This is a genomic window from Mycolicibacter senuensis (assembly GCF_003284925.1).
GTDB classification, from domain to species: Bacteria; Actinomycetota; Actinomycetes; order Mycobacteriales; family Mycobacteriaceae; genus Mycobacterium; species Mycobacterium algericum_A.
The window spans coordinates 1-22914 of the sequence record NZ_QMEX01000063.1; the positions used below are offsets into that span (position 1 = coordinate 1).

Below are 22914 nucleotides of genomic sequence, written 5' to 3' on the forward strand. Positions count from 1 at the left end.
CCGGCTGGCCACCACCGGGGTGCCGCTGGCCATCGCCTCCACCGCCGGCAACGAGAACCCCTCGTAGAGCGAGGGGATGCAGACCAGTTCGGCAGCAGCCAGCACCGCCGCCAGTTCGGCGTCGGTCAGGCCGCTGGAGACCGTCACGATGTCGGCGATGCCGAGTTCGGCGATGAGCTTCTCGGTCACCCCGCCCCGTTCCAGCTTGGCCACCAGCTGCAGCTCCACGTCGCGCTCGGTGCGCAGTTCGGCGACCGCCGCCAGCAGATGCGCCACCCCCTTGAGCGGCACGTCGGCGCTGGCGATCGCCACGATGCGCCCGGCGACCCGCGGCCCTTCGCGGGGTCGGAACACCTCGGTGTCCACCCCCAGCGGGACCACCCTGAGCCGTACCGGATCCACCTCGAAGTCGGTGGCGATGTCGGCGGCCGAGGTGCTCGAGACGGTCAGCAGCTCGGGGAGCCGGCGGGCCACCCGCTTCTGCATCTCGGCGAACCCGTACCAGCGGTGCACCGCCGGCTTGCGCCACCACGGCGCGGCGGCCAGATCCAGCCGCCGGTCGCGGGTGATCGGATGGTGCACGGTGGCCACCACCGGCAGCCCGGTCGCCGCGATCTGCAGCAGGCCGGTGCCGAGGCACTGGTTGTCGTGGACGACGTCGAAGTCGTCGCGGCGGGCGGCGAGCAGCCGGGCGACGCGCAAGCTGAAGGTGCGCGGCTCCGGGAACCCGGCGGTCCACATGGTGGTCAGCTCCAGCAGGTCGATGCGGCTGCGGATCTCGCTGGGCCGCGGCACCCGGAAGGGGTCCGGTTCGCGGTACAGGTCCAGGCTGGGCACCTCGCGCAACTGCACCGCCGGGTCGAGCCGCTCGGGGTAGGGCTGCCCGGAGAACACCTCGACGTGATGGCCGAGCTCGGCGAGCCCCCGGCTCAGATGGCGTACGTAGACACCCTGACCGCCGCAGTGCTCCTTGCTGCGATAAGACAGCAGCGCGATCCGCAGGCGCTCGACATCATCGGCTGGCTGTCTGGACATGTGTCCAAATATTAGGTTGTTTAGCTAAGTGACGCAATCAGCGCGGCGTGCCCGGAGCTCAGCCCGGCAGATCGATGGCGGCGAAGTTCACCGTCGCGGTGGCCGCGAGCTGGTCGTCGTTGCCGCGGTAGATGTCGACCTGGACCACCACCGAGCGCCGGCCGGTGCGCAGGATGGCCGCCACGGCACGGGCCGGCCCGATCTTGATCGGCCGCAGATACCGGATGAACAGATCCGTGGTGGCGATGCCGTTGCCGAACGCGGTGCTGCGCGCGGCGAGCTGCCCGGCGGCCACGTCGGCCATGGTGGCGATCAAGCCGCCCTGCAGCCCGCCGGCGGTGTTGACCACCCGCTCATCGACCGGCATCTCCATGGTCAGGGTGTCATCGGCCGACGGCACTTCTTGCAGGCCGAGCTGGTCGAACAACTCCCTGATCGATTGAGGTGCGGTCATGGCGTGAGTCAGCGCGCCTCGGCGTCGTCCCAGACCTGCGACATGGTGCGCAGAATCTCCTCCGCGCGCCCCAGTCCGGCCAGATGACTCTCGCCGGGCAGCGGGTGGAGCTGCGCGTCGGGCAGCAGCGAGACCGCGTGCTCGCCGTGGGCGAACGGGACGATGTGGTCGGCATCCCCGTGCCACCAGTGCACCGGCACCTTCACCTCCTCGAGCCGGAAACCCCAGTACCGGGCGAACAACACGGCGTCGGCGATGGGCGCGGCAAGCTGCTTGCGGGAGCCGTGGAGCAGGTCGTCGAGGAACATCGCCTTGAACTCCGGCCGGGCCAGCAACCGGCGGTCGCCCTCCGGGGAGATCAGGGCGTAGAGCTCCAGCGCCGGTTCGGCGACCGGCCGGATCATCCGGATCAGGCCGGTGGCCAGGATGCCGATCGGGCGCCCGGCGCGCTGCAGCACCGGCTCGGCGATCCGGGCCAGCGTCATCAGGCCGCTGTCGATGGCATCGGGGCCCACGGCCGGGGCGACGCCGCCCAGAATCCCGGCGGCCACCACCCGCTCGGGCATCGCCGCGGCGCACGCCAGGGTGTACGGGCCGCCGCCGGACAGCCCGATGACCGCCATCTTGTCGATGCCGAGCGTGTCGGCCACGGCGCGCAGATCGTCGGCGAACTGCGACACCGTCTCGTACTGATACGGCGTGGAGGAGCCGATGCCGGGCCGGTCCACCCCGATCAGCCGGATGCCGGCCTCCTTGGCGACGACCCGCGCCTCGACCGGGATCTGTCGCCGCGCACCCGGGGTGCCGTGCAGCCAGAACATCGCCCGGCCGTGCGGGGCGCCGAACTCGGCGAAGCCGAGCTGACGGTCTTCACCGACGGCTATCTTGCCCTCGATCTGAGGGCGGGCGATCTCGTAAACCATGCCCAGAGTGTGACATGACGGTGGGAGCTGGGTCACATCCCGGTGGCCGGCACCGGGGTCGGCTCGCCGGCCGGCATGGACATCACGGTGGGTTCGGAGCGGCCGCGCAACACCGCCGTTGCGTGCGTCGCCCACCGCGCCCGTTCGTCGTCGTCGGCCCATTCCAGTGCCGTCTGGGAACACAGCGCGCGGGCGGCGACGGTCTTGGCGCGATCGGCCAGCCGCGCGGCCTCGTTGACGGCGTCACCCACCACGGTGTACTCGTAGCGGTTCTCGCTGCCGATGTTGCCGGCGAACACCGGCCCGGCCGAGACGCCGATGCCGAAGTCCACCAACGGCAGCCGCCGCAGTTGGGTGAGCAGGGTCCGGGCGGTGGCCAGCGCCGCTGCGGCCGCGCCGTCGGAGGCGACCGGGGCGCCGAACACCGCCAGCGCCGCGTCGCCCTGGAACTTGTTGATCGAGCCGTGCCGTGCGTCGACGGCGGCCACCACGATGCGGAAGAAGTCGTTGAGCACCGCGGCGACCTCATCGGGCGGGTGCGTGGCCGCCAGTTCGGTCGAGCCCGTCAGGTCGATGAACAGGATCGCCGCGTCCTGCACCTGCCCCGACAGCGCGAGATCCCGCTCCACCGCCAGCCGGGCCACCTCCGGGCCGACGTGCCGGCCGAAGAGATCCCGCAGCCGGTCGCGTTCGCGCAGGCCGGCCACCATGCTGTTGAACCCGGTTTGCAACCGGCCGATCTCGGAGTGCTCGTAGACGCCGACGGCGACGTCCCGCTCGCCGTGCTGGACCCGGGCCATCGCGCGCACCACCTCGCCGACCGGATCGGAGATCGAGCGGGCCACCAGGATCATGGCGCGCATCCCGAGCAGCACCGCCACCAGGCACAGCACCAGCACCGGGATCTCCACCGAGGCGTCGCGGTCGATGACCCAGCCCATCCGGCGGCAGACGATCAGCACCACGATCGCCGCCGCGGGCAGCGCGCTGGTGATGAACCACATGGTGACCAGCCGCGGCAGCACGCCGGGAGCGTTCTCGCGGATCTCGGTCTCCCGCCAGGCCGCGGCCACGATCGGCCGAAACGTGCGGTGGGTGAAGAGCATGCTGGTGCTCACCGTGGCGGTTCCACCGAAGACGACGACCAGGCTCTGCAACACGATCATCCCGGCGTCACTCGAGCGCACGGTGGCCAGGCCGATCGCGCCGCCGATCACCCAGGTGCCGAACACGACCGCCGACTGCCGGCGCACGATGTGCAGGGCCGCGCGGCGCTGCGCGGCGTCGGGCTGTTGTCCGGCGGTGTACCAGCGCAGCGTGGGGGCGATGCTGGCGGTGCCCGCGATGGCCACGCTGAGCGTGCTGAGCGCGACGAGCACCACGGTCAGGACCAGGTAATCCGAGCGCCAGATACCGGTGCCGCTGTGGGGCTCACCGCTCAGCGACATCACCACCGCGATCGCTTCGGTGCTGGTGAGCAGTTGTGCGAACGCCAGTCCGGCGGCGTAGTGGGCGCCGAGTCGCAGCGCTGTGGGCGGCCGCGAATCCGCCTCCGGCCCTGCAGTCATCATCGCGGTGGTGCCCATCCGTGAGTGCGTTGTGCACTCAAAGTTATACGGCTGCGCGGATGCCATTGCACCGAACGCACGTGTACAAATTACCGTCGAATGTCTAGACCCCGGACGAATCGCGGGGTAATGTCCATGCGCGACGGTGGTTGAACTCACAAGGAGGCGGGAATTTGAGCACCGAGGTGGAGATCTGGCGGGACAAGAAGCGCTACCTGTGGCTGATGGGCCTGATCGCCCCGACACTGCTGTTCACCATGCTGCCGATGATCTGGGCGATGAACCGGCTCGGCTGGCACGTCGCCGCCCAGCTGCCGTTCTGGATCGGGCCGATCCTGGTTTACATCCTGTTGCCGGCGCTGGATCTGCGGTTCGGCGCCGACGGTCAGAATCCGCCCGACGAGCTGATGGCGCAGCTCGAGAGCGACCGGTACTACCGCTACTGCACCTACGCCTACATCCCGTGCCAGTACGCCAGCGTCGTCATGGGCGCCTACCTGTTCACCGCAACCGATCTGAGCTGGCTGGGAGTCGAGGGGTCTCTCAACTGGTTCGCCAAGATCGGGCTGGCGCTGTCGGTGGGAACCCTGGGCGGCGTCGGCATCAACACCGCACACGAGCTGGGGCACAAGAAGGATCGGCTGGAGCGGTGGCTGGCGAAGATCACCCTGGCCCAGGTCTGCTACGGCCACTTCTACATCGAGCACAATCGCGGCCACCATGTGCGGGTGGCCACTCCGGAAGACCCCGCGTCGGGACGGTTCGGTGAGACGTTCTGGGAGTTCTTGCCGCGCAGCGTGTTCGGCGGGTTGCGTTCGGCCTGGCAGCTGGAGGCCGCGCGGCTGCGCCGGCTCGACAAGAACCCGGCGGATCCGAGAACCTGGCTATCCAACGACGTGGTCAACGCCTGGCTGATGTCGGTGGTGCTGTGGGGTGTGCTGATCGCGGTGTTCGGCCCGGCGCTGATCCCGTTCGTGATCATCCAGGCCGGCTATGGCTTCTCGCTGCTGGAATCGGTGAACTACATCGAGCACTACGGCCTGCTGCGCGGCACCCGCGCCAACGGTCGCTACGAGCGCTGCACACCCGAACACAGCTGGAACTCCGACCACCTGGTGACCAACCTGTTCCTCTACCACCTGCAGCGGCACAGCGATCACCACGCCAACCCGACGCGGCGCTACCAGACGCTGCGCAGCATGGCCGAGGCGCCGAACCTGCCCAGCGGGTACGCCACGCTGATCGGGCTGACGTACCTCCCGCCGTTGTGGCGGCGGCTGATGGACCACCGGGTGCTGGCCCACTACGACGGCGACATCACCCGGGTCAACATCGAGCCGCGCCGGCGGGCGAAGATCCTGGCCCGCTACGGTGCGCCCCTGGACGAACCGGCGGCCGCGTGATGGCGAGCTACCGCTGCCCGGGCTGCGACTATTGCTACGACGAGGCCGTCGGCGCGCCCCGCGAAGGCTTTCCAGCCGGCACCCCGTGGGCGCAGGTGCCCGACGACTGGTGCTGCCCGGACTGCGCGGTACGCGAGAAGCTGGACTTCGAGCAGGTCCAAGCGTGACACCCGCTACTCTCGCGGTGGTGAAACGCGTCCCCTACGCCGAGGCGTCCCGGGCGCTGCTGCGCGACTCGGTCCTCGACGCGATGCGGGAGCTGCTGACCAGCCGGGACTGGTCGTCGATCACGCTCGCCGCGGTAGCTGAGGCGGCCGGGGTCAGCCGGCAGACCATCTACAACGAGTTCGGCTCCCGTCAGGGCTTGGCGCAGGGCTACGCGATCAGGCTGGCCGACCGGCTCGTCGACGCCGTCGAGCGCGCCATCTACGACAACGTCGGCGACGTCCACGCCGCGTTCCTGGAGGGATTCCGGTCCTTCTTCTCCTCCTCGGCCGCCGACCCGCTGGTGATCTCGCTGCTGACCGGCGCCGCCAAGCCGGACCTGCTGCAGATCATCACCACCGACAGCGGGCCGATCATCACCCGCTGCTCGGCACGGCTCACCTCGTCGTTCATGCACAGCTGGGTCAAGGCCAGCGAGGAAGACGCCGGAATCCTGGCCCGGGCCATCGTCCGGCTGGCCATGAGCTATGTCTCGATGCCGCCCGAAGCCGACCACGATGTGGCCGCTGACCTGGCCCGATTGTTCACCCCGGCAGCCGAGACCTATGGGGTCGTCGACATCGATTGACCCGCTCGAGCAGACTCGGCTTCCCGCCGGTAGCTTGTAGCGGAGCTGATTTCACCGAACCTACAGGGGCGCACTGATGAGTTTGACCGCAGACAGCCGCAACGGCATCGACTACAAGGTCGCCGACTTGTCGCTGGCCGACTACGGCCGCAAGGAGATCCGGCTGGCCGAGCACGAGATGCCCGGCCTGATGGCGCTGCGCGAGGAGTACCACGGCGTCAACCCGCTCAAGGGCGCTCGCATCACCGGGTCGCTGCACATGACCATCCAGACCGCCGTGCTCATCGAGACCCTGGTCGACCTCGGCGCCGAGGTCCGGTGGGCGTCGTGCAACATCTTCTCCACCCAGGACCACGCCGCCGCCGCGGTCGTCGTCGGCCCCCACGGCACCGTCGAGGAGCCCAAGGGCACCCCGGTGTTCGCCTGGAAGGGCGAGAGCCTCGAGGAGTACTGGTGGTGCGCCGAGCAGGCATTAACGTGGCCGGACGCTCCTGCCAATATGATCCTCGACGACGGCGGCGACGCCACCATGATGGTGCTGCGCGGCGCCCAGTACGAGAAGGCCGGTGTGGTGCCGCCCGCCGAGGACGGCGACTCGCACGAGTGGAAGGTTTTCCTGAACACGCTGCGTGAGCGTTTCGAGACCGACAAAACCAAGTGGACCAAGATCGCCGAGTCGGTTCGGGGCGTCACCGAGGAGACCACCACCGGCGTGCTGCGGCTGTACCAGCTGGCCGCCGCCGGCGAGCTGGTGTTCCCGGCGATCAACGTCAACGACTCGGTCACCAAGAGCAAGTTCGACAACAAGTACGGCTGCCGGCACTCGCTGATCGACGGCATCAACCGCGGCACCGACGCGCTGATCGGCGGCAAGAAGGCGCTGGTCTGCGGCTTCGGTGACGTCGGCAAGGGCAGTGCGGAGTCCCTCAAGGGCCAGGGTGCCCGGGTGACCGTCACCGAGATCGACCCGATCAACGCGTTGCAGGCGCTGATGGAGGGCTACGACGTGCAGACCGTCGAGCAGGCCATCGGTGAGGCCGACATCGTCATCACGACTACCGGCAACAAGGACATCATCACCCTCGAGCACATGAAGGCGATGAAGAACCAGGCCATCCTGGGCAACATCGGCCACTTCGACAACGAGATCGACATGGCCGCTCTGGAGACCTCCGGCGCGGTGCGCGACAACGTGAAGCCGCAGGTCGACGTCTGGACCTTCCCTGACACCGGCCGCTCGATCATCGTGCTGAGCGAGGGCCGGCTGCTCAACCTGGGCAACGCCACCGGGCACCCGTCGTTCGTGATGAGCAACAGCTTCTCCAACCAGGTCATCGCCCAGATCGAGCTGTGGACCAAGGGCGACGAGTACGACAACGAGGTCTACCGGCTGCCCAAGCACCTGGATGAGAAGGTGGCCCGCATCCACGTCGAGGCCCTGGGCGGCACGCTGACCAAGCTGACCAAGGAACAGGCCGAGTACATCGGCGTCGACGTCGAAGGCCCCTACAAGCCGGACCACTACCGGTACTGATTTTCGCTGCCGAGCAGTCATGAACGCCCCCATTTCCGCGGGAATTTGGGGGCTTTCATGTCTGCTCGCGAGGGGTTTCCCGCCGTGCTGATCGCGATCGAAGGGATCGACGGCGCCGGCAAGAACACCCTCACCAACGGGCTGCGCGCGGCGTTCGGGGCCGCCGGGAAGTCGGTGGCCAGCCTGGCCTTCCCGCGCTACGGCCTCTCGGTGACCGCCGACGTCGCCGCCGAGGCGCTGCGCGGCCGGCACGGCGACCTGGCGGACTCGGTGTATGCGATGGCGATGCTGTTCGCGCTGGACCGGGCCGGGGCCAAAGACCAGATCGGGGAGCTGTGCCGCGAACATGACGTGGTGATCCTGGACCGGTATGTGGCCTCCAGTGCGGCCTACAGCGCCGCCCGGCTGCGCCAAAACGCCGACGGCGAGGTGGTGGCCTGGGTGCGCGAGCTGGAGTTCGAGCGACTCGGGCTGCCCGCGCCGGACTGGCAGGTGCTGCTCGACGTCCCTGCCGAGCTCGCCGCCCAGCGTGCCCGCGACCGCGAGACGCACGACACCGCCCGGGCCCGCGACAGCTACGAACGTGACGACGGTCTGCAGCGCCGCACCGGCGAGGTGTACCGCCGGTTGGCCCGCGCCGGCTTCGGCGGGCGGTGGCAGCTGGCCGGTCCGACGGTCTCGCCGGCCGAGCTCGCCGGCGTGCTGTGCGGTTAACCTGCGAAACACGCGTGTGGTAGCAGGGTTTTATCTCGATCTGATGACACCATGTACGCCATGAGGCAAAGGATTCTCGTCGTCGATGACGACGCTTCGCTGGCCGAGATGCTCACCATCGTGCTGCGCGGGGAGGGTTTCGACACCGCGGTCGTCGGCGACGGCACCCAGGCGCTCACCGCGGTACACGAGCTGCGGCCCGATCTGGTGCTGCTGGACCTGATGCTGCCCGGCATGAACGGCATCGACGTGTGCCGGGTGCTGCGCAAGGACTCCGGGGTGCCGATCGTGATGCTCACCGCCAAGACCGACACCGTCGACGTGGTGCTCGGGCTGGAGTCGGGTGCCGACGACTACATCATGAAGCCGTTCAAGCCCAAGGAGCTGGTGGCCCGGGTGCGCGCGCGGCTGCGCCGCAACGACGACGAGCCGGCCGAGATGCTCTCGATCGCCGACATCGACATCGACGTGCCGGCACACAAGGTCAGCCGCGGCGGTGAGCAGATCTCCCTGACGCCGCTGGAGTTCGACCTGCTGGTGGCGCTGGCACGCAAACCCCGCCAGGTGTTTACTCGTGAGGTGCTCCTCGAACAGGTCTGGGGATACCGGCACCCGGCCGACACCCGGCTGGTGAACGTGCACGTCCAGCGCCTGCGGGCCAAAGTAGAGCAAGACCCGGAGAATCCGACCGTGGTGCTGACCGTTCGAGGAGTGGGTTACAAGGCCGGACCTCCGTGATCCCCCCCGGGGTGCGGCGCCAGTGATCTTCAGCTCCAGACGGCGCCCCCGGCGGTCGGGTCCCCTGCTGCTCGGCGTGAACACGCTGCGCCGCGCGGTGCAGGTCGCCTGGCGGCGGTCGCTGCAGCTGCGGGTCGTGGTGCTGACGATGGGATTGTCGGCTGCGGTCATCTTGGCGCTCGGCTTTGTGCTGACCAGCCAGATCACCGACCGGGTGCTCGACGTCAAGGTCCGCGCGGCCACCGAACAGATCGAGCGGGCCCGCGTCACGGCCGGCGGCATCGTCGGCGGTGAGGAGGCCCGGTCGCTGACCTCGAGCCTGCAACTGGCCCGCAACACGCTGATGAGCAAGACCGACCCGGCCTCCGGCAGCGGAACCGCCGGCGCGTTCGACGCGGTGCTGGTGGTGCTCGGCGAGGGCCCGCGTGCGGCGACCAGCGCCGGGCCGGTCGAGCAGGTGCCGGCCGCACTGCGCGAATTCGTCAAGGCCGGTCAGGTCAGCTACCAGTACGCCACCGTGCACGTGGAGGGGTTCTCCGGCCCGGCGCTGGTGATCGGGACACCGACCACCTCGCGGATCACCAACCTGGAGCTCTACCTGATCTACCCGCTGGGCACCGAGCGCAACACCATCTCGATGGTGCGCGGCACCATCGCCACCGGCGGCCTGGTGTTGCTGGTGCTGCTGGCGGGAATCGCGTTGCTGGTCTCGCGCCAGGTGGTGCTGCCGGTGCGGTCGGCCTCGCGGATCGCCGAACGGTTCGCCGAGGGGTACCTGTCCGAACGGATGCCGGTGCGCGGCGAAGACGACATGGCCCGGCTGGCGGTGTCGTTCAACGACATGGCCGAGAGCCTGTCGCGCCAGATCACCCAGCTCGAGGAGTTCGGCAACCTGCAGCGCCGGTTCACCTCTGACGTCAGCCACGAGCTGCGGACCCCGCTGACCACGGTGCGGATGGCGGCCGACCTGATCCACGATCACAGTGAAGACCTGGAGCCGTCGCTGCGGCGCTCCACCGAGCTGCTGGTCAGTGAGCTCGACCGGTTCGAGTCGCTGCTCAACGACCTGCTGGAGATCTCCCGGCACGACGCCGGCGTGGCCGAGTTGTCGGTGGAGTCGGTGGACCTGCGCTCGACGGTGAACAGCGCGCTGGACAACGTCGGTCATCTGGCCGCCGAGGCCGGCGTCGAACTCCGGGTGAACGTTCCGGGCCAACCGGTGATCGCCGAGGTCGATCCGCGACGGGTGGAACGGATCCTGCGCAATCTGATCGCCAACGCCATCGACCACGCCGAGCACAAGCCGGTGGTGATCCGGATGGGCGCCGACGCGGACACCGTCGCGGTCACCGTCCGCGATCACGGTGTCGGGTTGCGGCCGGGGGAGGAGAAGCTGGTGTTCAGCCGGTTCTGGCGCGCCGACCCGTCGCGGGTACGCCGCTCCGGTGGCACCGGGCTGGGATTGGCGATCAGTGTCGAGGACGCCCGGCTGCACCAGGGCCGGCTGGAGGCCTGGGGCGAACCCGGCAAGGGTGCCTGCTTCCGGCTCACGCTGCCGCTGGTCCGCGGCCACAAGGTCACCACCAGCCCGCTGCCGATGAAACCGGTGAGCGCCGCCGAGCGCCGGGAGCGCCGGCAGCGGGCACGTGAACATGCTGAGCGGAGCGGGTGATGCGCCGGCCGACTCCGGTGGCGTTGCTGGTCGCCCTGATGAACGCGGTGCTCGTGTTGGCGGGCTGCGCCGGGGTGCCCAGCAACTCCGCGCCGCAGGCGATCGGCACGGTGCAGGCGCCGCCGCCGTCGGTGCTGCCCAAACCCACCCCGGGGATGGACCCCGACGTGCTGCTGCGCGAATTCCTCAAGGCAACAGCCGATCCGGCCAACCGGCACCGCGCCGCGCGGCAGTTTCTCACCCAGTCGGCGTCGGACGCCTGGGACGACGCCGGCAGCGCGCTGCTGATCGACAACGTGGTGTTCGTCGAAACCCGCAGCGCCGACCGGGTCGCGGTCACCATGCGAGCCGACATGCTGGGTTCGCTGTCGGACATGGGGGTTTTCGAGACCGCCGAGGGGGCACTGCCGTCCCCGGAGCCGATCGAGCTGCTCAAGACCTCCGATGGCTGGCGCATCGACCGGCTGCCCAACGGAGTTTTTTTGGACTGGCAGCAGTTTCAGGCCACCTACAAGCGCAACACGCTGTATTTCGTGGACCCCACCGGCAAGACGGTGGTTCCCGACCCCCGTTATGTGGCGGTGTCCGACCCGGACCAGCTGGCGACGGAGTTGGTGTCCAAACTGATCGCCGGCCCCCGTCCGGAGATGGCCGGGGTGCGCAATCTGCTGGCGGCGCCGTTGCGGTTGCGCGGGCCGGTGACCCGCGCCGACGGGGGCAAGAGCGGGGTGGGCCGGGGCTACGGCGGAGCGAAGATCGACCTGGACAGCCTCTCGACCACCGATCCCAACAGCAGGCAACTGCTTGCGGCCCAACTGATCTGGACGCTGGCCCGGGCGGACATCAAGGGGCCGTATGTGATCAACGCCGACGGCGCGGCGCTCGACGACCGGTTCCCCGACGGCTGGACGACCTCCGATGTGGCCACCACCGACCCGGGTGCATCCGACGGTGCCGGTGCCGGGATCCACGCCCTGGTGGGCGGTTCGCTGCTGGTCCTGGACGGCCAGCAGGCCAACCGGGTGCCCGGGGCGTTCGGCCGCGAACCCGACCAGCAGTCGGCGGCGTTGTCCCGCAACGGGCGTCAGGTGGCGTCGGTGGTGGTGCACCCCGGCGACCCCGAGGCCACGCTGTGGATCGGCGATCTCGGCGGTGAGGCGGTGCAGGCGGCCGAGGGGCACACCCTGTCGCGGCCCAGCTGGTCGCTGGACGAAGCGGTGTGGGTGGTGGTCGACGGCAACTACGTGGTGCGGGCGATTCAGGAGGTGGCCTCGGGCCGGCCGGCCCGGATCCCGGTGGACTCCGGGGCGATCAACGCGCGGTTCCCCGGACCGATCAGCGAGCTGCAGCTGTCCCGCGACGGCACCCGGGCCGCCATGGTGATCGAAGGACAGGTGATCTTGGCCGGTGTCGAGCAGACGGCGGCCGGCCAGTTCGTGCTGAACTATCCCCGCCGGCTGGGCTTCGGGCTCGGCTCCTCGGTGGTGTCACTGAGCTGGCGCACCGGCGACGACATCGTGGTGAGCCGATCCGATCCCAAGGACCCGGTGTCCTACGTCAACATCGACGGGGTGAACTCCGATGCCCCCAGCGGCAATCTGCAGCTGCCGGTGTCGACGATCGTCGCGGACCCGTCCACGGTCTATGTGGCCGATCCGCGCGGAGTGCTCGCGCTGTCGTCGTCGAGGGCCGAGGATGATCAGAGCTGGTCGCCGCTGGGGCCGTTCATGGTCGCCGGCGCGCTGCCGGTATTGCCGGGCTGAGGCTTCGAGGCGCTGCGGGGGATCGCTCACCCGGTGACTACCAGCGCCGGCTGCCGGTGTTCGCTACGTTCTCGCCTGTCGTTGTGCCGCTTTGCGACGGCAGCCAGGCGGGCCACCGCCGCCTCGATGCTGCGGGCGAATTCGTCGACATCGGGCATGGTGTCGTAATCGGCCAGCACGCCGAAGGACAGGCTTTCGGCGTAGCTCAGCATCGCCACCCCGGACCGCAACTGCAGCGCGATCGGCGGCACCGGAAGCACCTCGAGCACGGTGCGGCCCATGATGTGCAGGGTCTCCGACGGCCCCGGCACATTGGTCGCGAGGGTGGTGACGCCCTGCTGGGGCAACCGCGTCAACAGCCGCACGGCCCATGCGGTCAGCGGGAACGGAATGTGGTTGGCCGCCGAGACGAACACACTGCCGGCTTGGCGCTGCCCGGTGCGCTTGGTTCGGCTCAGCCGCGCGTGCACCAGCTTCAGCCGCCGCACCGGGTTGTCCTCCTCCACCGGCAGGCAGGGCAGCATCACCGACACCCGGTTGTCGGTCGCGCCGATGGCGTCGCCGCCGCGGGTGGACACCGGGACCAGGGTGCGCAGCGTTTCGGGCAGCGGGCGTTCGCCGCGGCGCTCCAGCATGCCGCGGTAGGCCTCGGTCAAGCCGGCCAGCGCGACATCGTTGAGGGTCACGTCGAACGCCTGACAGATCCGGCTGACGTCGGCGAGCGACACCTTCGCCGAGCTGTACCGGCGCATGGTCCTCATCGGCCCGTTCAACGAGGTGGGGGTGCCCTGGCGGAGCAGCCCCGCCGACAGCTCGACGGTGCCGCGGGCCGCCCGCACCGCCGCGGCGCTGATCGCGGTCGACACGTTCCACAGCTCGGCGGCCCAGGCCGCAGGGCTGCTGTTCACGGTGGGGAGTCCGAAATGCCATTCGCCCGAATGTGATTCGTGTGAGCTATGAAGGTGGCCGGCAAAACTCGCCACCCGGTCGCCCAGGTCGCCGCCTTCATCGCAGAGCCCGGTGAACAGGTGCGAGGTCGCGATCCCGTCGCCGACGCAGTGGTGAACTTTGATCAGCATGGCCCACCGGTCGTCGGTCAGGCCCTCGATCACCCAGATATGCCACAGCGGCCGATCCCGGTCCAGCCGGCGCGCCATCTGGTCGGCGACGAAGCCGAACAGTTCGGCGTCGCCGCCGGGGCTCGGCAGCGCGACCCGCCGCAGGTGATGCGCCATGTCGAAGTCCGGATCGGCGACCCACTGGGGCGGCGCCAGGTCGAACGGATGGAACTGCAGTTTCTGGCCGAACCGCCGGCAGCCGCTGATCCGCGCCCCCAACGTGGCAACCAGGGACGCGTAATCCGGCGGTGGCCCTTCCAGGATGACCAGCCCGCCGATCGCCAGGCTGATGTGGCGGTCGGAGTCCTCGGCCTCCAGAAATCCCGCGTCCAGTGTGGTCAGTTGCTCCATGATGCGGACCTCCTGCCTGCGTCCGCTCTCCATGATCCGCCCGTACCGGTCGGCGCAGGCAGGGCCAGAAGTCCCTAGTAGCGCCAGCACCGCGGCGGCCAGTCGGTCCGGCGGCAGGACGAAATCGGCGGCGAAGGCCGCTGCCGCCGGTGGCCCAAAGTCCTTTGCAGCCGGGCCTTCCTGCCCTGTTGCGGACCACGCGCCCCGGGGCATCGTGGAAGCGTCAAGGGCTCCTCAAGGGCTCGGAGGCGGCGCCGATTCGGCGCAGGCCCATGGCAGTCGAAAGGGGGCCGGACCGTGGATGAACAGCCTGCTGACTACCTGGCCACCGCGGCCGTTCGGGAGACCGTTCGCACTGCGCTGCAGCTGGCGGCCCGTGCACCCTCGGTGCACAACTCCCAGCCGTGGCGCTGGCAGGTGCAGCTGGCGACGCAGCAGCCTCGACTGGAGCTGTTCGCCAACCCCGATCTGCAGCTGCGCAGCGTGGATCCCGACGGCCGCGGTCTGATGCTGAGTTGCGGAGCGGCGTTGCATCATTGCGTGGTCGCGCTGGCCGCATTGGGGTGGCGCTGCCGGGTTCACCGGCTGCCCGATCCGGCCCGTCCCGACCAGCTGGCCTCGATTGAGCTGTTCGGACCCGATCCCGCGCGGCTGCCCGAACCGGTTCCCGAGCAGGTCAATGTGTCATTGGCCGCGGCGATACCCCGGCGCCGCACCGATCGCCGCTACTTCAGCGGCTGGCCGGTGGCGGCGGCCGACATCGCGTTGATGGGCGCCCGCGCCGCCCGCGCCGGGGTGATGCTGCGCCGAATCGACGCGCTCGACCAGCTGAACACCCTGGTGGCTCAAGCCGTTTCCACCCACCGGACCGACTACGACTATCTTGCCGAGCTGGCGAGGTGGAGCGGTCGATACGGGTCGGTGGCCGGCGTCCCGGCGCGCAGCGTTCCGGCGCCGAGCCCCGGCGCGCCGATTCCGGGGCGGCTGTTCGCCGACCCGCTGCTGGCCCAGCCGCCCGGAGCCGACCCGGCCGAGGACCGCGCGGTGATGCTGGCGTTGAGCACCGAGCACGACGACCGGCTGGCGCAGCTGCGTGCCGGTGAGGCCACCAGCGTGGTGCTGCTGACCGCGACGGCGCTGGGGCTGGCCAGCTGCCCGGTCACCGAGCCGCTCGAGATCGCCGAAACCCGCGCCGCGGTGCGCCGCGACGTCTTCGGCACCAGCGGCTATCCGCAGATGCTGCTGCGGGTGGGCTGGGCCCCGATCAACGCCGACCCGCTGCCGGCCACCCCGCGGCGCTTCCTCGACGACACCGTCGAATGGCTGACCGCCGGTGATCGGCGGGCCGGCTCCGCGGAAGCCGGGAAGGACACCGGAAACCTCGCGGTGTGTGTCTGACGGCCCGAGGCTATATCGTCAGCGGCGCGGACCAGCGCACCACCGTGCCACCGCCCGGCGCCGCCTCGATGCCGAACGTCCCGCCCGCCTGCTCGGCGCGTCGCCGCAGGTTGGCCAGACCGCTGGGGGTGACCACCTCCGGCATCCCGCGGCCGTTGTCGGCCACCTCGATGGCCAGGTCGTCTTCGACCTTGATCTGCACCGCCAACTCGGTGGCGCCGGAGTGCCGGACCGCGTTGCTGACGGCCTCGGAGAGCACCGCCTCGGCGTGATCGGCCAGCACCGGTTCGACCACCGACAGCGGGCCGATGAACGCAACGGTGGTGTGCAGGCCCGAACCGGAGAACTGGGCGACGGCGTTGTCGAGGCGTTGCCGCAGCCGGGTCACCGTCGCCGAGGCGCCGTGCAGGTCGAAGATGGTGGTGCGGATCTCGCCGATGATCTCCTGCATGTCGTCGACCGCGTCGGTCAGCCGGCGCCGCACCACGGCGTCGCGGGCCCGCGGAATGGTGCCCTGCAGCGACAACCCGACGGCGAACAGTCGCTGGATGACGTGGTCGTGCAGGTCGCGGGCGATCCGGTCGCGGTCGGTGAGCACGTCGAGTTCGTGCATCCGGCGCTGTGAGGTGGCCAGCTGCCAGGCCAGCGCGGCCTGGTCGGCGAAGGCGGCCATCATGTCGAGCTGTTCGACGCTGAACGGAATGCTGGTGCCGTGGCGCATCACCACCACCACGCCGGCCACCGCGTCGGCGGCGCGCAACGGCAGGATCAGTGCCGGACCGGTCGCGTCGATGCCGGGCAGCGCAAGCCTGGCCACCTGGCGTGGCTTGCGCTGGGAGAACGCCTCGCCGACCGAGCTGCCGGCAACCGGGATGGTGTCGCCGTTGAGGGGAGCCATTGCCGCGCCGATGGTTTCGACCACCAGAAGCTCGTTGACCTCGGCTTCGAGGGTGTCGTCATCGAGCGGGATGGCGACCAGCGCCGACTCCGATCCCGTCAGCTTGCCGGCTTCCTCGGCGATCAGCCGGAACACGGTGCTCGGATCGGTTCCGGACAGCAGTTCGGTCGCGATGTCGCGGGTGGACTCGATCCAGGACTGTCGCGCCTTGGCCTGGGCGTACAACCGGGCGTTGGCGATGGCGATCCCGGCGGCGGCGGCCAGTGCCTGCACCAGCACCTCATCGTCCTCGCTGAACGGCAGTCCGTTGGCCTTCTCGGTGAGATACAGATTCCCGAAGACCTCGTCGCGCACGCCGACCGGAACCCCCAGGAACGTGCGCATGGTCGGGTGCCCGGACGGAAATCCGACCGCGGACGGATGTTTGGTCAGATCATCGAGCCGCAGCGGTTTGGGATCCTCGATCAACAGGCCCACCACGCCCAGCCCCTCGGGCAGCCGTCCGATCCGCGCGAACGTGTCGTCGTCGATGCCCTCGTGGACGAATTCCAGCATCCGGCGGTCGTTGTCGTGCACTTCCAGCGCACCGTATTTGGCATCGACCAGGTTGGTGGCGGTCTGCACGATCGAGCGCAGCGTGGCGTCGAGCTCCAAGCCGGAGGTGACCACCAGCATCGCGGCCAGCAGGCCCTCGAGGCGATCGCGTCCCTCTACGATCTGTTCCACCCGGTCCTGGACGCCGACCAGCAGCTCGCGCAGCCGCAGGTGAGATAACGTGTCGCGCAGCGGGTCCGGGCCGTCCGCGGGTCCGTCGTCAGTCATTCCGGGAGCGCTCGAGTTTGGTGGCGAACACCGCGGCCTGGGTTCGCCGTTCCATCCCCAGCTTGGCCAGCAGCCGCGACACGTAGTTCTTGACGGTCTTCTCGGCCAAAAACATCCGGTCGGCGATCTGCTTGTTGGTCAGGCCTTCGGCGAGCAGGCTCAGCAGCGTGCGCTCCTGTTCCGAGAGCCCGGACAGCGGATCGGGCTTGGCGGTGGCGCCGCGCAGTTTGGCCATCAGCGCCGCCGCGGCGCGGTTGTCCAGCAGCGAGCGTCCGGCGCCGACGTCTTTGACGGCACGGGCCAACTCCATACCCTTGATGTCCTTGACGATGTAGCCGCTGGCGCCGGCCAGGATGGCGTCGAGCATGGCCTCGTCGGAGGTGAAGGACGTCAGGATCAGGCACCGCAGCTCGGGCATGCGCGACAGCAGTTCCCGGCAGAGCTCGATGCCGTTGCCGTCGGGCAGCCGGACGTCGAGCACCGCCACGTCGGGGCGCAGCGCCGGGATGCGCGCCAGCGCTTCGGCGACCGAACCGGCCTCGCCGACGACGTCGAGCTCCGGATCGGCGCCGAGCAGGTCGATCAGGCCGCGGCGCACCACCTCGTGGTCGTCGACCAGAAAGACTGTGACCACAACGCGTCCTCTCCGCTCAGACACTGACCACGGTAGTGGCGCAACCCGCGGATTCACAGGGTACAAAGCCCCGATACCGCTCGGAAGTAATATCGGCAATCAGCAAAGGAGGTCACAGTGGACCGGTCCGCCCTCACCGCGTTGTTCGACCTGACCGGCCGCACCGCCATCGTGACGGGAGGTACTCGCGGCATCGGGTTGTCGGTGGCGCACGGCCTTGCGGCCGCCGGCGCGAAGGTCGTCGTGGCCAGTCGCAAGGGCGATGCATGCCAGCGCGCCGCGCAGCAACTGTGCCAGGCCGGCGCCGAGGCGATCGGGGTGCCAACGCATCTCGGTGACGTCGAGGCGATCCAGCAGCTGGTCGACACCGCGGTCGAGCGGTTCGGCGGCATCGACATCGTCATCAACAATGCGGCCAATGCGCTCGCCCAGCCCTTGGGCGAGATCACCCCCGAGGCGTTGGGCAAGTCGTTCGCGGTGAATCTGCAGGGGCCGGTGCTGCTGGTCCAAGCGGCGCTACCGCACCTTCGCGCCAGCGGCCGGGGCGCGATCCTGAACATGGTGTCGGCCGGAGCCTTCGTCTATTCGCCGGCGACGTCGATGTACTCGGCGGCGAAGGCGGCATTGGTCTCCTTCACCCGGTCCATGGCCGCCGAGTTCGCCTCATCGCGGATCCGGGTCAATGCGCTTGCCCCCGGACCGGTCGATACCGACATGGTGCGCAACAACCCGCCGGAGTTCATCGAATCGCTGCGGGCCGCCACGCTGCAGCAGCGCATCGCCGACCCTGCCGAAATGGTCGGCCCGGCGCTGCTTCTGGTCTCCGACGCCGGCAGCTTCATCACCGGGCAGACCCTGCACGCCGATGGTGGGATGGTGGCCCGCTAACCGACTCAGCCGGCTGTGCTGTCGCGTCCGGTAGCGCGCAGCGCCTGGCTCGCGCTGCCCAGGAACGGCGTGATGATGTCCACCGGCAGCGGGAACACCACCGTGGAGTTCTGGTCGGCGCCGAGCTCCAAAAGGGTTTGCAGATACCGCAGTTGCAGCGACGCCGGATTTCGTGACAGCGTCTCGGCGGCCTGGCTCAGCTCCTCGGAGGCCTGCAGTTCACCGCGGGCGTTGATGACCTTCGCCCGGCGTTCGCGCTCGGCCTCCGCCTCGCGGGCCATCGCCCGCTGCATCGATTCGGGGATCTCCACGTCCTTGATCTCGACCACCCGGACCTGCACGCCCCACGGCTCGGTCTGCTTGTCGATGATGGTGCGCAGATCGGCATTGAGGTCGTCACGGTGGGCCAGCAGGGTGTCCAGGTCGGCCCGGCCCAGCAGCGAGCGCAGGGTCGTCTGGGCGATCTGGGAGGTGGCCACCGCGTAGTTCTCGACCGCCAGAATCGCTTTGAGCGGATCGACCACCTGGAACATCACCACCGCGTTCACCCGGGCGGGAACGTTGTCGCGGGTGATCACCTCCTGCGGGGGGATGGTGAGCGTCACGACCCGCTGGTCGACGCGGATCATCTTGTCCACCAGCGGAATCAGGATCCGCAGTCCCGGCTGATACAGCGGGCGGGCATGCCCGACGCGGAAGACGACACCTCGCTCGTATTCCCGCAGCACATGGATCGAGAAGTAGGCCAGCACGGCCAGCGCCGCGATCACGAGCACCGCCACGGTGATGAGCCCTTCACTCACTTGCGTGCTGCCTTCCTGGTCTTGGTGGTCAGAGCACTGTCGGAGAAACCGCCCCACCGGGTGGAGTACCGGTCGATGGCCGCTTCGACCTGCTCGACCTGCGCGCGCCCGCCGGCCGGGCCCGGCGTCTCGGTGGGGGCGTTCGACGGAGTGTTCCACAGATGGCGCACCAGCGGGGCACCACCGGCCAGCACGATCAGGATCGTCGCACCCAGCACCAGCACGTCGCCGGACCGGTGGTTGGCGATCAGCGTCGCCAGCGGCATGACCACCCCGAATCCCGCTACCGCACAGGCGATGCCCCGATGGAACCGGCCCGCCTCCGAATGCGGCCACGGGTCCACCGGCCGGGTGATCTCCCGGCCGTGATTCGACGTGGTGCAGGTGTCCTTGACCGGGCAGGCGTTGCAGATCGACGGCGTCGCCCGGTAGCGCATCACCCGGTTGTCGGGGTCGAACGACGTCGGCCAGAGCCACTGGTCCTGCGGGCACTTCCAGGCGTCGTGATCGTCGTGGTAGGCGAACCTACCGGTGCGCCACTGGGCGGCGCGGTCGGAGGTCCGCCTGGCCATGGCGTCGAAGCCCCACGCGAAGACGAGCAGGAGCACGGCGTAGCCGGACATCAGCCACACCCACGCTCCCGGCATCGTCATCGTGGTCAGCCCTCGGTCTCGGAATCCGCGTCGACGGTCACCGTGGTGTAGAGCGGGTGCTCCGGCAACTCGTCGACGGTCTCACCGGAACGGAAGTTGCGCAACGCGATCCAGGCGATCCAGCAGAACGGCAGCACGCCGCCGACGATGACGATCAAGTCGCCGGGCAGCCGCATCCACTCCAGCAGGGCGTTGCCCGGCTTGGTGATGTAGCCCAGCGACCGCGCCTCGAAGTAGCCGGCGTTGACCGAGTGGAACAGCTGCAGCACACCCAGCGGCAGCAGCGTCACGAACACCATCCAGGCCAGTCCGATGTTCATGCTCCAGAACGAGAGCCGGGCCAGCTTGTTGGGCCACTGGTCCGCCGGGATCACATAGCGGAAGGCGAACATCGCCAGCGCCACCGCGAGCATGCCGTAGACCCCGAACATCGCCGCGTGCGCGTGGTTGGCGGTCAGCGCGGTGCCGATCTCGTAGTAGGACACCACCGGAAGGTTGATCAGGAAGCCGAAGATGCCCGCCCCCAGGAAGTTCCAGAACCCGACCGCGACCAGGAACATCACCGCCCAGCGAGCCGGGAAGTTGTGCTCGCCGCCGGCCTCCTGACGAGCGCCCAGCTGCAGGAACGCCCACGCCTCCACGGTCAGGAAGGTCAGCGGGATGACCTCGGCGGCCGAGAAGAACGCGCCCAGGGCCATGTGCTCCACCGGGGTGCCGGAGAAGTACAGGTGGTGCATGGTGCCGATCACGCCGCCGGCGGAGTACAAGATGATGTCGAGGAAGATCACCAGCAGCGCGACGCGCTCGCGCACCACCCCGAGCTGCACGAACAGGTAGGCCACCATCGCCGTGGTGAACAGCTCCAGGAAGTCCTCCACCCACAGGTGCACCATCCAGAACCGCCAGAAGTCGGCGACCGAGAAGTGTGTTTCGCTGCCGGCGAGCAGGCTGACCGCGTAGAAGGCCGGGATGGTCAGGCCGGTGAAGAAGAACACCCAGGGCAGATTGAGCTTCGAGGTGGACGCCAGCTTGGCGCGCATGCCGCGCCAGATGATGAAGATCCACAAGAACAACCCGACGATCAGCAACAGCTGGAACACCCGCGGCAGGTCCAGGAACTCCCACTGCTGGGACAGCACGGTGCCGGGCTCGATCATCCCGAAGATCGACAGCGCCTCGAACGCCATGGATCCGAAGACCACGATCGCGAGCGCACCGAGCAGCCCGTAGACCAGCCACGACTGCTTGGTGGGCTCACGGCGGGTGATGAATGGCACCAGGAAGATCCCGCCGGCCAGGAACGCCGCCGCGGTCCAGAACAGCGACAGCTGCAGGTGCCAGGTGCGGGCCAGGTTGTAGGGCAGCAGCCTGGCCAGGTCGATGCCGTAGAACTCCGCCAGATCCGCGCGGTAGTGCTCGACGGCGCCGCCCAGCAGCGTTTGGATCAAGAACAGCACCGCGACCACGGCGAAGATCCAGATCGCGGCGCGCTGCGAGCGGGTCAGCGGCACCTCGCCGGGCTGGCGGAACTTGAGCCTGGTCGTCTCGGCGCCGTGCCAGCCGATGTTCTGGCTCCACCGGCCGTAGATGGTGAACATGATCCCGATGCCGCCGAGTAGCGCGATCAGCGACAGCACCGACCACACCACGACCGATCCGGTGGGGCCGTTGTCGACGCGGGGCTCGGAGGGCCAGTTGTTGGTGTAGCTATAGCTGTGGCCGGGCCGCTCGGCCGCCGCCGCCCAGGCGGTCCAGGCGAAGAACGCGGTCAGGTCGCGGATCTCGCCCGGGTCGGTGATCATGTCCGGCAGCAGGCCGTATTTGGTGGTGGCCTCACCGAAGTACTCGGCGTAGTGGCGCTGGATGTCGTCGAATGCGCGGGCCTGCTTGTCGGTGAAGACCAGCGTGCCGGTGTCGGCGTTGTAGCGGTTGGTCCGGAATTCGGCGACCACTTCCTGGTGCGGGTTGGGCACGCCCTGTGCTTCGAACTGGCCGGCCACGTTGTCGGTGGCCAATCGCAGGTATTCGGCGGTGTAATCCGGGCCGAGGTAGGCGCCGTGGCCGAGGATCGAGCCGTACTGCATCAGCCCGCGGGCCTGGAACAGCGTCTGGCCGCGGGTGATGTCGTCGCCGGTGAACAACTGCTCGCCGGTCTCGGTGACGACCTTGTCCGGCATCGGCATCGATGCGGTATAGGTGCGGTAGGCCAGGATTCCCATCACCAGGAATCCGAAGATCATCACCAGAGCCACGCCCTGGGCCCAGCCTTTGCTGACCAATGCTTCGGCGCGGCCGGAGTCGCTGGTCGGCGTGCCTATCTGTGTCGCTTCGGAGGTCATGGACGGGGACGCTAACAGTATCGAGCTGGAAAATTCGTGAATCTGTTAGGGAGCTCACGGTATTGGGGTCGGGCGTTAGCTTTGTTGCTGACCAAGGCCCCTTGACACCGAAATACGACATCGCGTAGTAGGGCCGCCGGCGCAGTCAGGCTGTCGGTGGGCGATGGCAGTTTCAACGTTGTGCTCGACCTCGTGCTGCCCCGGCAGTGTGGTGGCTGCGGCGCCCCGGCGACCCGATGGTGTCCCGGCTGCGCGGCGCAGCTGGCCATCGGGCCGGATGAGCCGCGGCTGGTAAGTCCGCGGCTGGACCCGCAGGTGCCGGTGTTCGCGCTGGGCCGCTACGCCGGAGCCCGCCGGGCGGCGATCGTCGCGCTGAAGTCGCGGCGCTCCACGGTGTGCACGTTGAGCACGCC

Annotated in this window: 20 protein-coding genes and 1 pseudogene; 11 read left to right on the plus strand and 10 right to left on the minus strand. The window is 69.1% G+C overall.

The window, feature by feature from the left end:
* From manT to DQP56_RS14685, 4 genes are all read right to left on the minus strand, one after another.
* Positions 1–1002: MMP alpha-(1->4)-mannosyltransferase (gene manT / locus DQP56_RS14670; protein WP_133258936.1), on the minus strand; the 1002-nt coding region annotated here is incomplete at its 3' end.
* 91 nt (positions 1003–1093) lie between these two features.
* Positions 1094–1489 carry a PaaI family thioesterase gene (locus DQP56_RS14675; RefSeq protein ID WP_112686592.1) on the minus strand — a complete coding sequence of 132 codons (396 nt, stop codon included), beginning with the start codon at positions 1487–1489 and terminating at the stop codon, positions 1094–1096.
* An 8-nt stretch (positions 1490–1497) separates the two neighbouring features.
* Entirely contained in the window at positions 1498–2412 is a 915-nt protein-coding gene (locus tag DQP56_RS14680) for an alpha/beta fold hydrolase (protein ID WP_112686594.1), read from the minus strand.
* Between the two features lie 32 nt (positions 2413–2444).
* The gene (locus DQP56_RS14685; RefSeq protein ID WP_112686620.1) at positions 2445–3983 is read right to left on the minus strand and encodes an adenylate/guanylate cyclase domain-containing protein; all 1539 of its coding nucleotides are present in this window, start codon (positions 3981–3983) and stop codon (positions 2445–2447) included.
* 221 nt (positions 3984–4204) lie between these two features.
* Here DQP56_RS14685 and DQP56_RS14690 point away from each other — a divergent pair, with 221 nt between their 5' ends.
* From DQP56_RS14690 to lpqB, 8 genes are all read left to right on the plus strand, one after another.
* Positions 4205–5383 carry an alkane 1-monooxygenase gene (locus DQP56_RS14690; RefSeq protein ID WP_234825676.1) on the plus strand — a complete coding sequence of 393 codons (1179 nt, stop codon included), beginning with the start codon at positions 4205–4207 and terminating at the stop codon, positions 5381–5383.
* A complete protein-coding gene (locus DQP56_RS14695) occupies positions 5383–5550 on the plus strand; it encodes a rubredoxin (RefSeq protein ID WP_112686598.1) in 168 nt (55 codons plus the stop codon). The genes DQP56_RS14690 and DQP56_RS14695 overlap by 1 nt, the downstream gene beginning before the upstream one ends.
* The gene (gene alkX, locus DQP56_RS14700; protein WP_234825675.1) at positions 5547–6176 is read left to right on the plus strand and encodes a TetR family transcriptional regulator AlkX; all 630 of its coding nucleotides are present in this window, start codon (positions 5547–5549) and stop codon (positions 6174–6176) included. The genes DQP56_RS14695 and alkX overlap by 4 nt, the downstream gene beginning before the upstream one ends.
* A 76-nt stretch (positions 6177–6252) precedes the next feature.
* A complete protein-coding gene (gene ahcY, locus DQP56_RS14705; protein WP_112686600.1) occupies positions 6253–7710 on the plus strand; it encodes an adenosylhomocysteinase in 1458 nt (485 codons plus the stop codon).
* An 84-nt stretch (positions 7711–7794) separates the two neighbouring features.
* Positions 7795–8424, plus strand: a complete 630-nt coding sequence (locus tag DQP56_RS14710) for a dTMP kinase (RefSeq protein WP_112686602.1) — start codon at positions 7795–7797, stop codon at positions 8422–8424.
* Between the two features lie 51 nt (positions 8425–8475).
* Positions 8476–9162, plus strand: a complete 687-nt coding sequence (gene mtrA, locus DQP56_RS14715) for a two-component system response regulator MtrA (RefSeq protein WP_013829915.1) — start codon at positions 8476–8478, stop codon at positions 9160–9162.
* A gap of 22 nt (positions 9163–9184) precedes the next feature.
* Complete coding sequence (gene mtrB / locus DQP56_RS14720; protein ID WP_112686604.1) at positions 9185–10834, plus strand: MtrAB system histidine kinase MtrB; 1650 nt, start codon at positions 9185–9187, stop codon at positions 10832–10834.
* Positions 10834–12597 (plus strand): MtrAB system accessory lipoprotein LpqB, encoded by a 1764-nt coding sequence (gene lpqB / locus DQP56_RS14725; protein WP_112686606.1) that lies wholly within the window; start codon positions 10834–10836, stop codon positions 12595–12597. The genes mtrB and lpqB overlap by 1 nt, the downstream gene beginning before the upstream one ends.
* Before the next feature lie 26 nt (positions 12598–12623).
* On the opposite strand, the gene DQP56_RS14730 is transcribed toward lpqB, so the two are convergent.
* Entirely contained in the window at positions 12624–14066 is a 1443-nt protein-coding gene (locus DQP56_RS14730; protein ID WP_112686624.1) for a WS/DGAT/MGAT family O-acyltransferase, read from the minus strand.
* Positions 14067–14363: 297 nt separating this feature from the next.
* Here DQP56_RS14730 and DQP56_RS14735 point away from each other — a divergent pair, with 297 nt between their 5' ends.
* Positions 14364–15464: an Acg family FMN-binding oxidoreductase gene (locus DQP56_RS14735; protein WP_112686608.1), complete on the plus strand. Its 1101-nt coding sequence runs from the start codon at positions 14364–14366 to the stop codon at positions 15462–15464.
* A gap of 10 nt (positions 15465–15474) precedes the next feature.
* On the opposite strand, the gene DQP56_RS14740 is transcribed toward DQP56_RS14735, so the two are convergent.
* Both DQP56_RS14740 and dosR read right to left on the minus strand, forming a co-directional pair.
* Positions 15475–17184: a GAF domain-containing sensor histidine kinase gene (locus DQP56_RS14740; protein ID WP_112686610.1), complete on the minus strand. Its 1710-nt coding sequence runs from the start codon at positions 17182–17184 to the stop codon at positions 15475–15477.
* A complete protein-coding gene (gene dosR, locus DQP56_RS14745; protein ID WP_085085023.1) occupies positions 17177–17818 on the minus strand; it encodes a hypoxia response regulator transcription factor DosR/DevR in 642 nt (213 codons plus the stop codon). Before dosR ends, DQP56_RS14740 begins: the two co-directional genes overlap by 8 nt.
* A gap of 117 nt (positions 17819–17935) precedes the next feature.
* Here dosR and DQP56_RS14750 point away from each other — a divergent pair, with 117 nt between their 5' ends.
* Positions 17936–18706, plus strand: a complete 771-nt coding sequence (locus tag DQP56_RS14750; protein WP_112686612.1) for an SDR family NAD(P)-dependent oxidoreductase — start codon at positions 17936–17938, stop codon at positions 18704–18706.
* A 5-nt stretch (positions 18707–18711) separates the two neighbouring features.
* Here DQP56_RS14750 and DQP56_RS14755 read toward each other — a convergent pair whose 3' ends face one another.
* Genes DQP56_RS14755 through DQP56_RS14765 form a run of 3 tightly spaced genes read right to left on the minus strand, consistent with a single transcriptional unit; the run spans position 18712 to position 22501 of the window.
* Positions 18712–19509 carry a slipin family protein gene (locus DQP56_RS14755; RefSeq protein WP_112686614.1) on the minus strand — a complete coding sequence of 266 codons (798 nt, stop codon included), beginning with the start codon at positions 19507–19509 and terminating at the stop codon, positions 18712–18714.
* Positions 19506–20162, minus strand: a complete 657-nt coding sequence (locus tag DQP56_RS14760) for a hypothetical protein (protein WP_112686616.1) — start codon at positions 20160–20162, stop codon at positions 19506–19508. The genes DQP56_RS14755 and DQP56_RS14760 overlap by 4 nt, the downstream gene beginning before the upstream one ends.
* Positions 20163–20167: 5 nt before the next feature.
* Positions 20168–22501 (minus strand): nitric-oxide reductase large subunit, encoded by a 2334-nt coding sequence (locus tag DQP56_RS14765; protein ID WP_112686618.1) that lies wholly within the window; start codon positions 22499–22501, stop codon positions 20168–20170.
* A gap of 180 nt (positions 22502–22681) precedes the next feature.
* Here DQP56_RS14765 and DQP56_RS14770 point away from each other — a divergent pair.
* Positions 22682–22914, plus strand: a pseudogene (locus DQP56_RS14770) (ComF family protein); the annotation flags it as partial.

What these genes read in the sequence shown, in the direction of transcription:
- mtrA (WP_013829915.1), top strand. Translation starts at nt 8,476, where the DNA reads ATGTACGCCATGAGGCAAAGGATTCTCGTCGTCGATGACGACGCTTCG.
- DQP56_RS14685 (WP_112686620.1), bottom strand. Translation starts at nt 3,983, where the DNA reads ATGATGACTGCAGGGCCGGAGGCGGATTCGCGGCCGCCCACAGCGCTG.
- DQP56_RS14675 (WP_112686592.1), bottom strand. Translation starts at nt 1,489, where the DNA reads ATGACCGCACCTCAATCGATCAGGGAGTTGTTCGACCAGCTCGGCCTG.
- DQP56_RS14765 (WP_112686618.1), bottom strand. Translation starts at nt 22,501, where the DNA reads ATGACCTCCGAAGCGACACAGATAGGCACGCCGACCAGCGACTCCGGC.
- ahcY (WP_112686600.1), top strand. Translation starts at nt 6,253, where the DNA reads ATGAGTTTGACCGCAGACAGCCGCAACGGCATCGACTACAAGGTCGCC.
- lpqB (WP_112686606.1), top strand. Translation starts at nt 10,834, where the DNA reads ATGCGCCGGCCGACTCCGGTGGCGTTGCTGGTCGCCCTGATGAACGCG.
- DQP56_RS14695 (WP_112686598.1), top strand. Translation starts at nt 5,383, where the DNA reads ATGGCGAGCTACCGCTGCCCGGGCTGCGACTATTGCTACGACGAGGCC.
- DQP56_RS14690 (WP_234825676.1), top strand. Translation starts at nt 4,205, where the DNA reads ATGGGCCTGATCGCCCCGACACTGCTGTTCACCATGCTGCCGATGATC.
- DQP56_RS14730 (WP_112686624.1), bottom strand. Translation starts at nt 14,066, where the DNA reads ATGGAGCAACTGACCACACTGGACGCGGGATTTCTGGAGGCCGAGGAC.
- DQP56_RS14760 (WP_112686616.1), bottom strand. Translation starts at nt 20,162, where the DNA reads ATGACGATGCCGGGAGCGTGGGTGTGGCTGATGTCCGGCTACGCCGTG.
- DQP56_RS14740 (WP_112686610.1), bottom strand. Translation starts at nt 17,184, where the DNA reads ATGACTGACGACGGACCCGCGGACGGCCCGGACCCGCTGCGCGACACG.
- DQP56_RS14680 (WP_112686594.1), bottom strand. Translation starts at nt 2,412, where the DNA reads ATGGTTTACGAGATCGCCCGCCCTCAGATCGAGGGCAAGATAGCCGTC.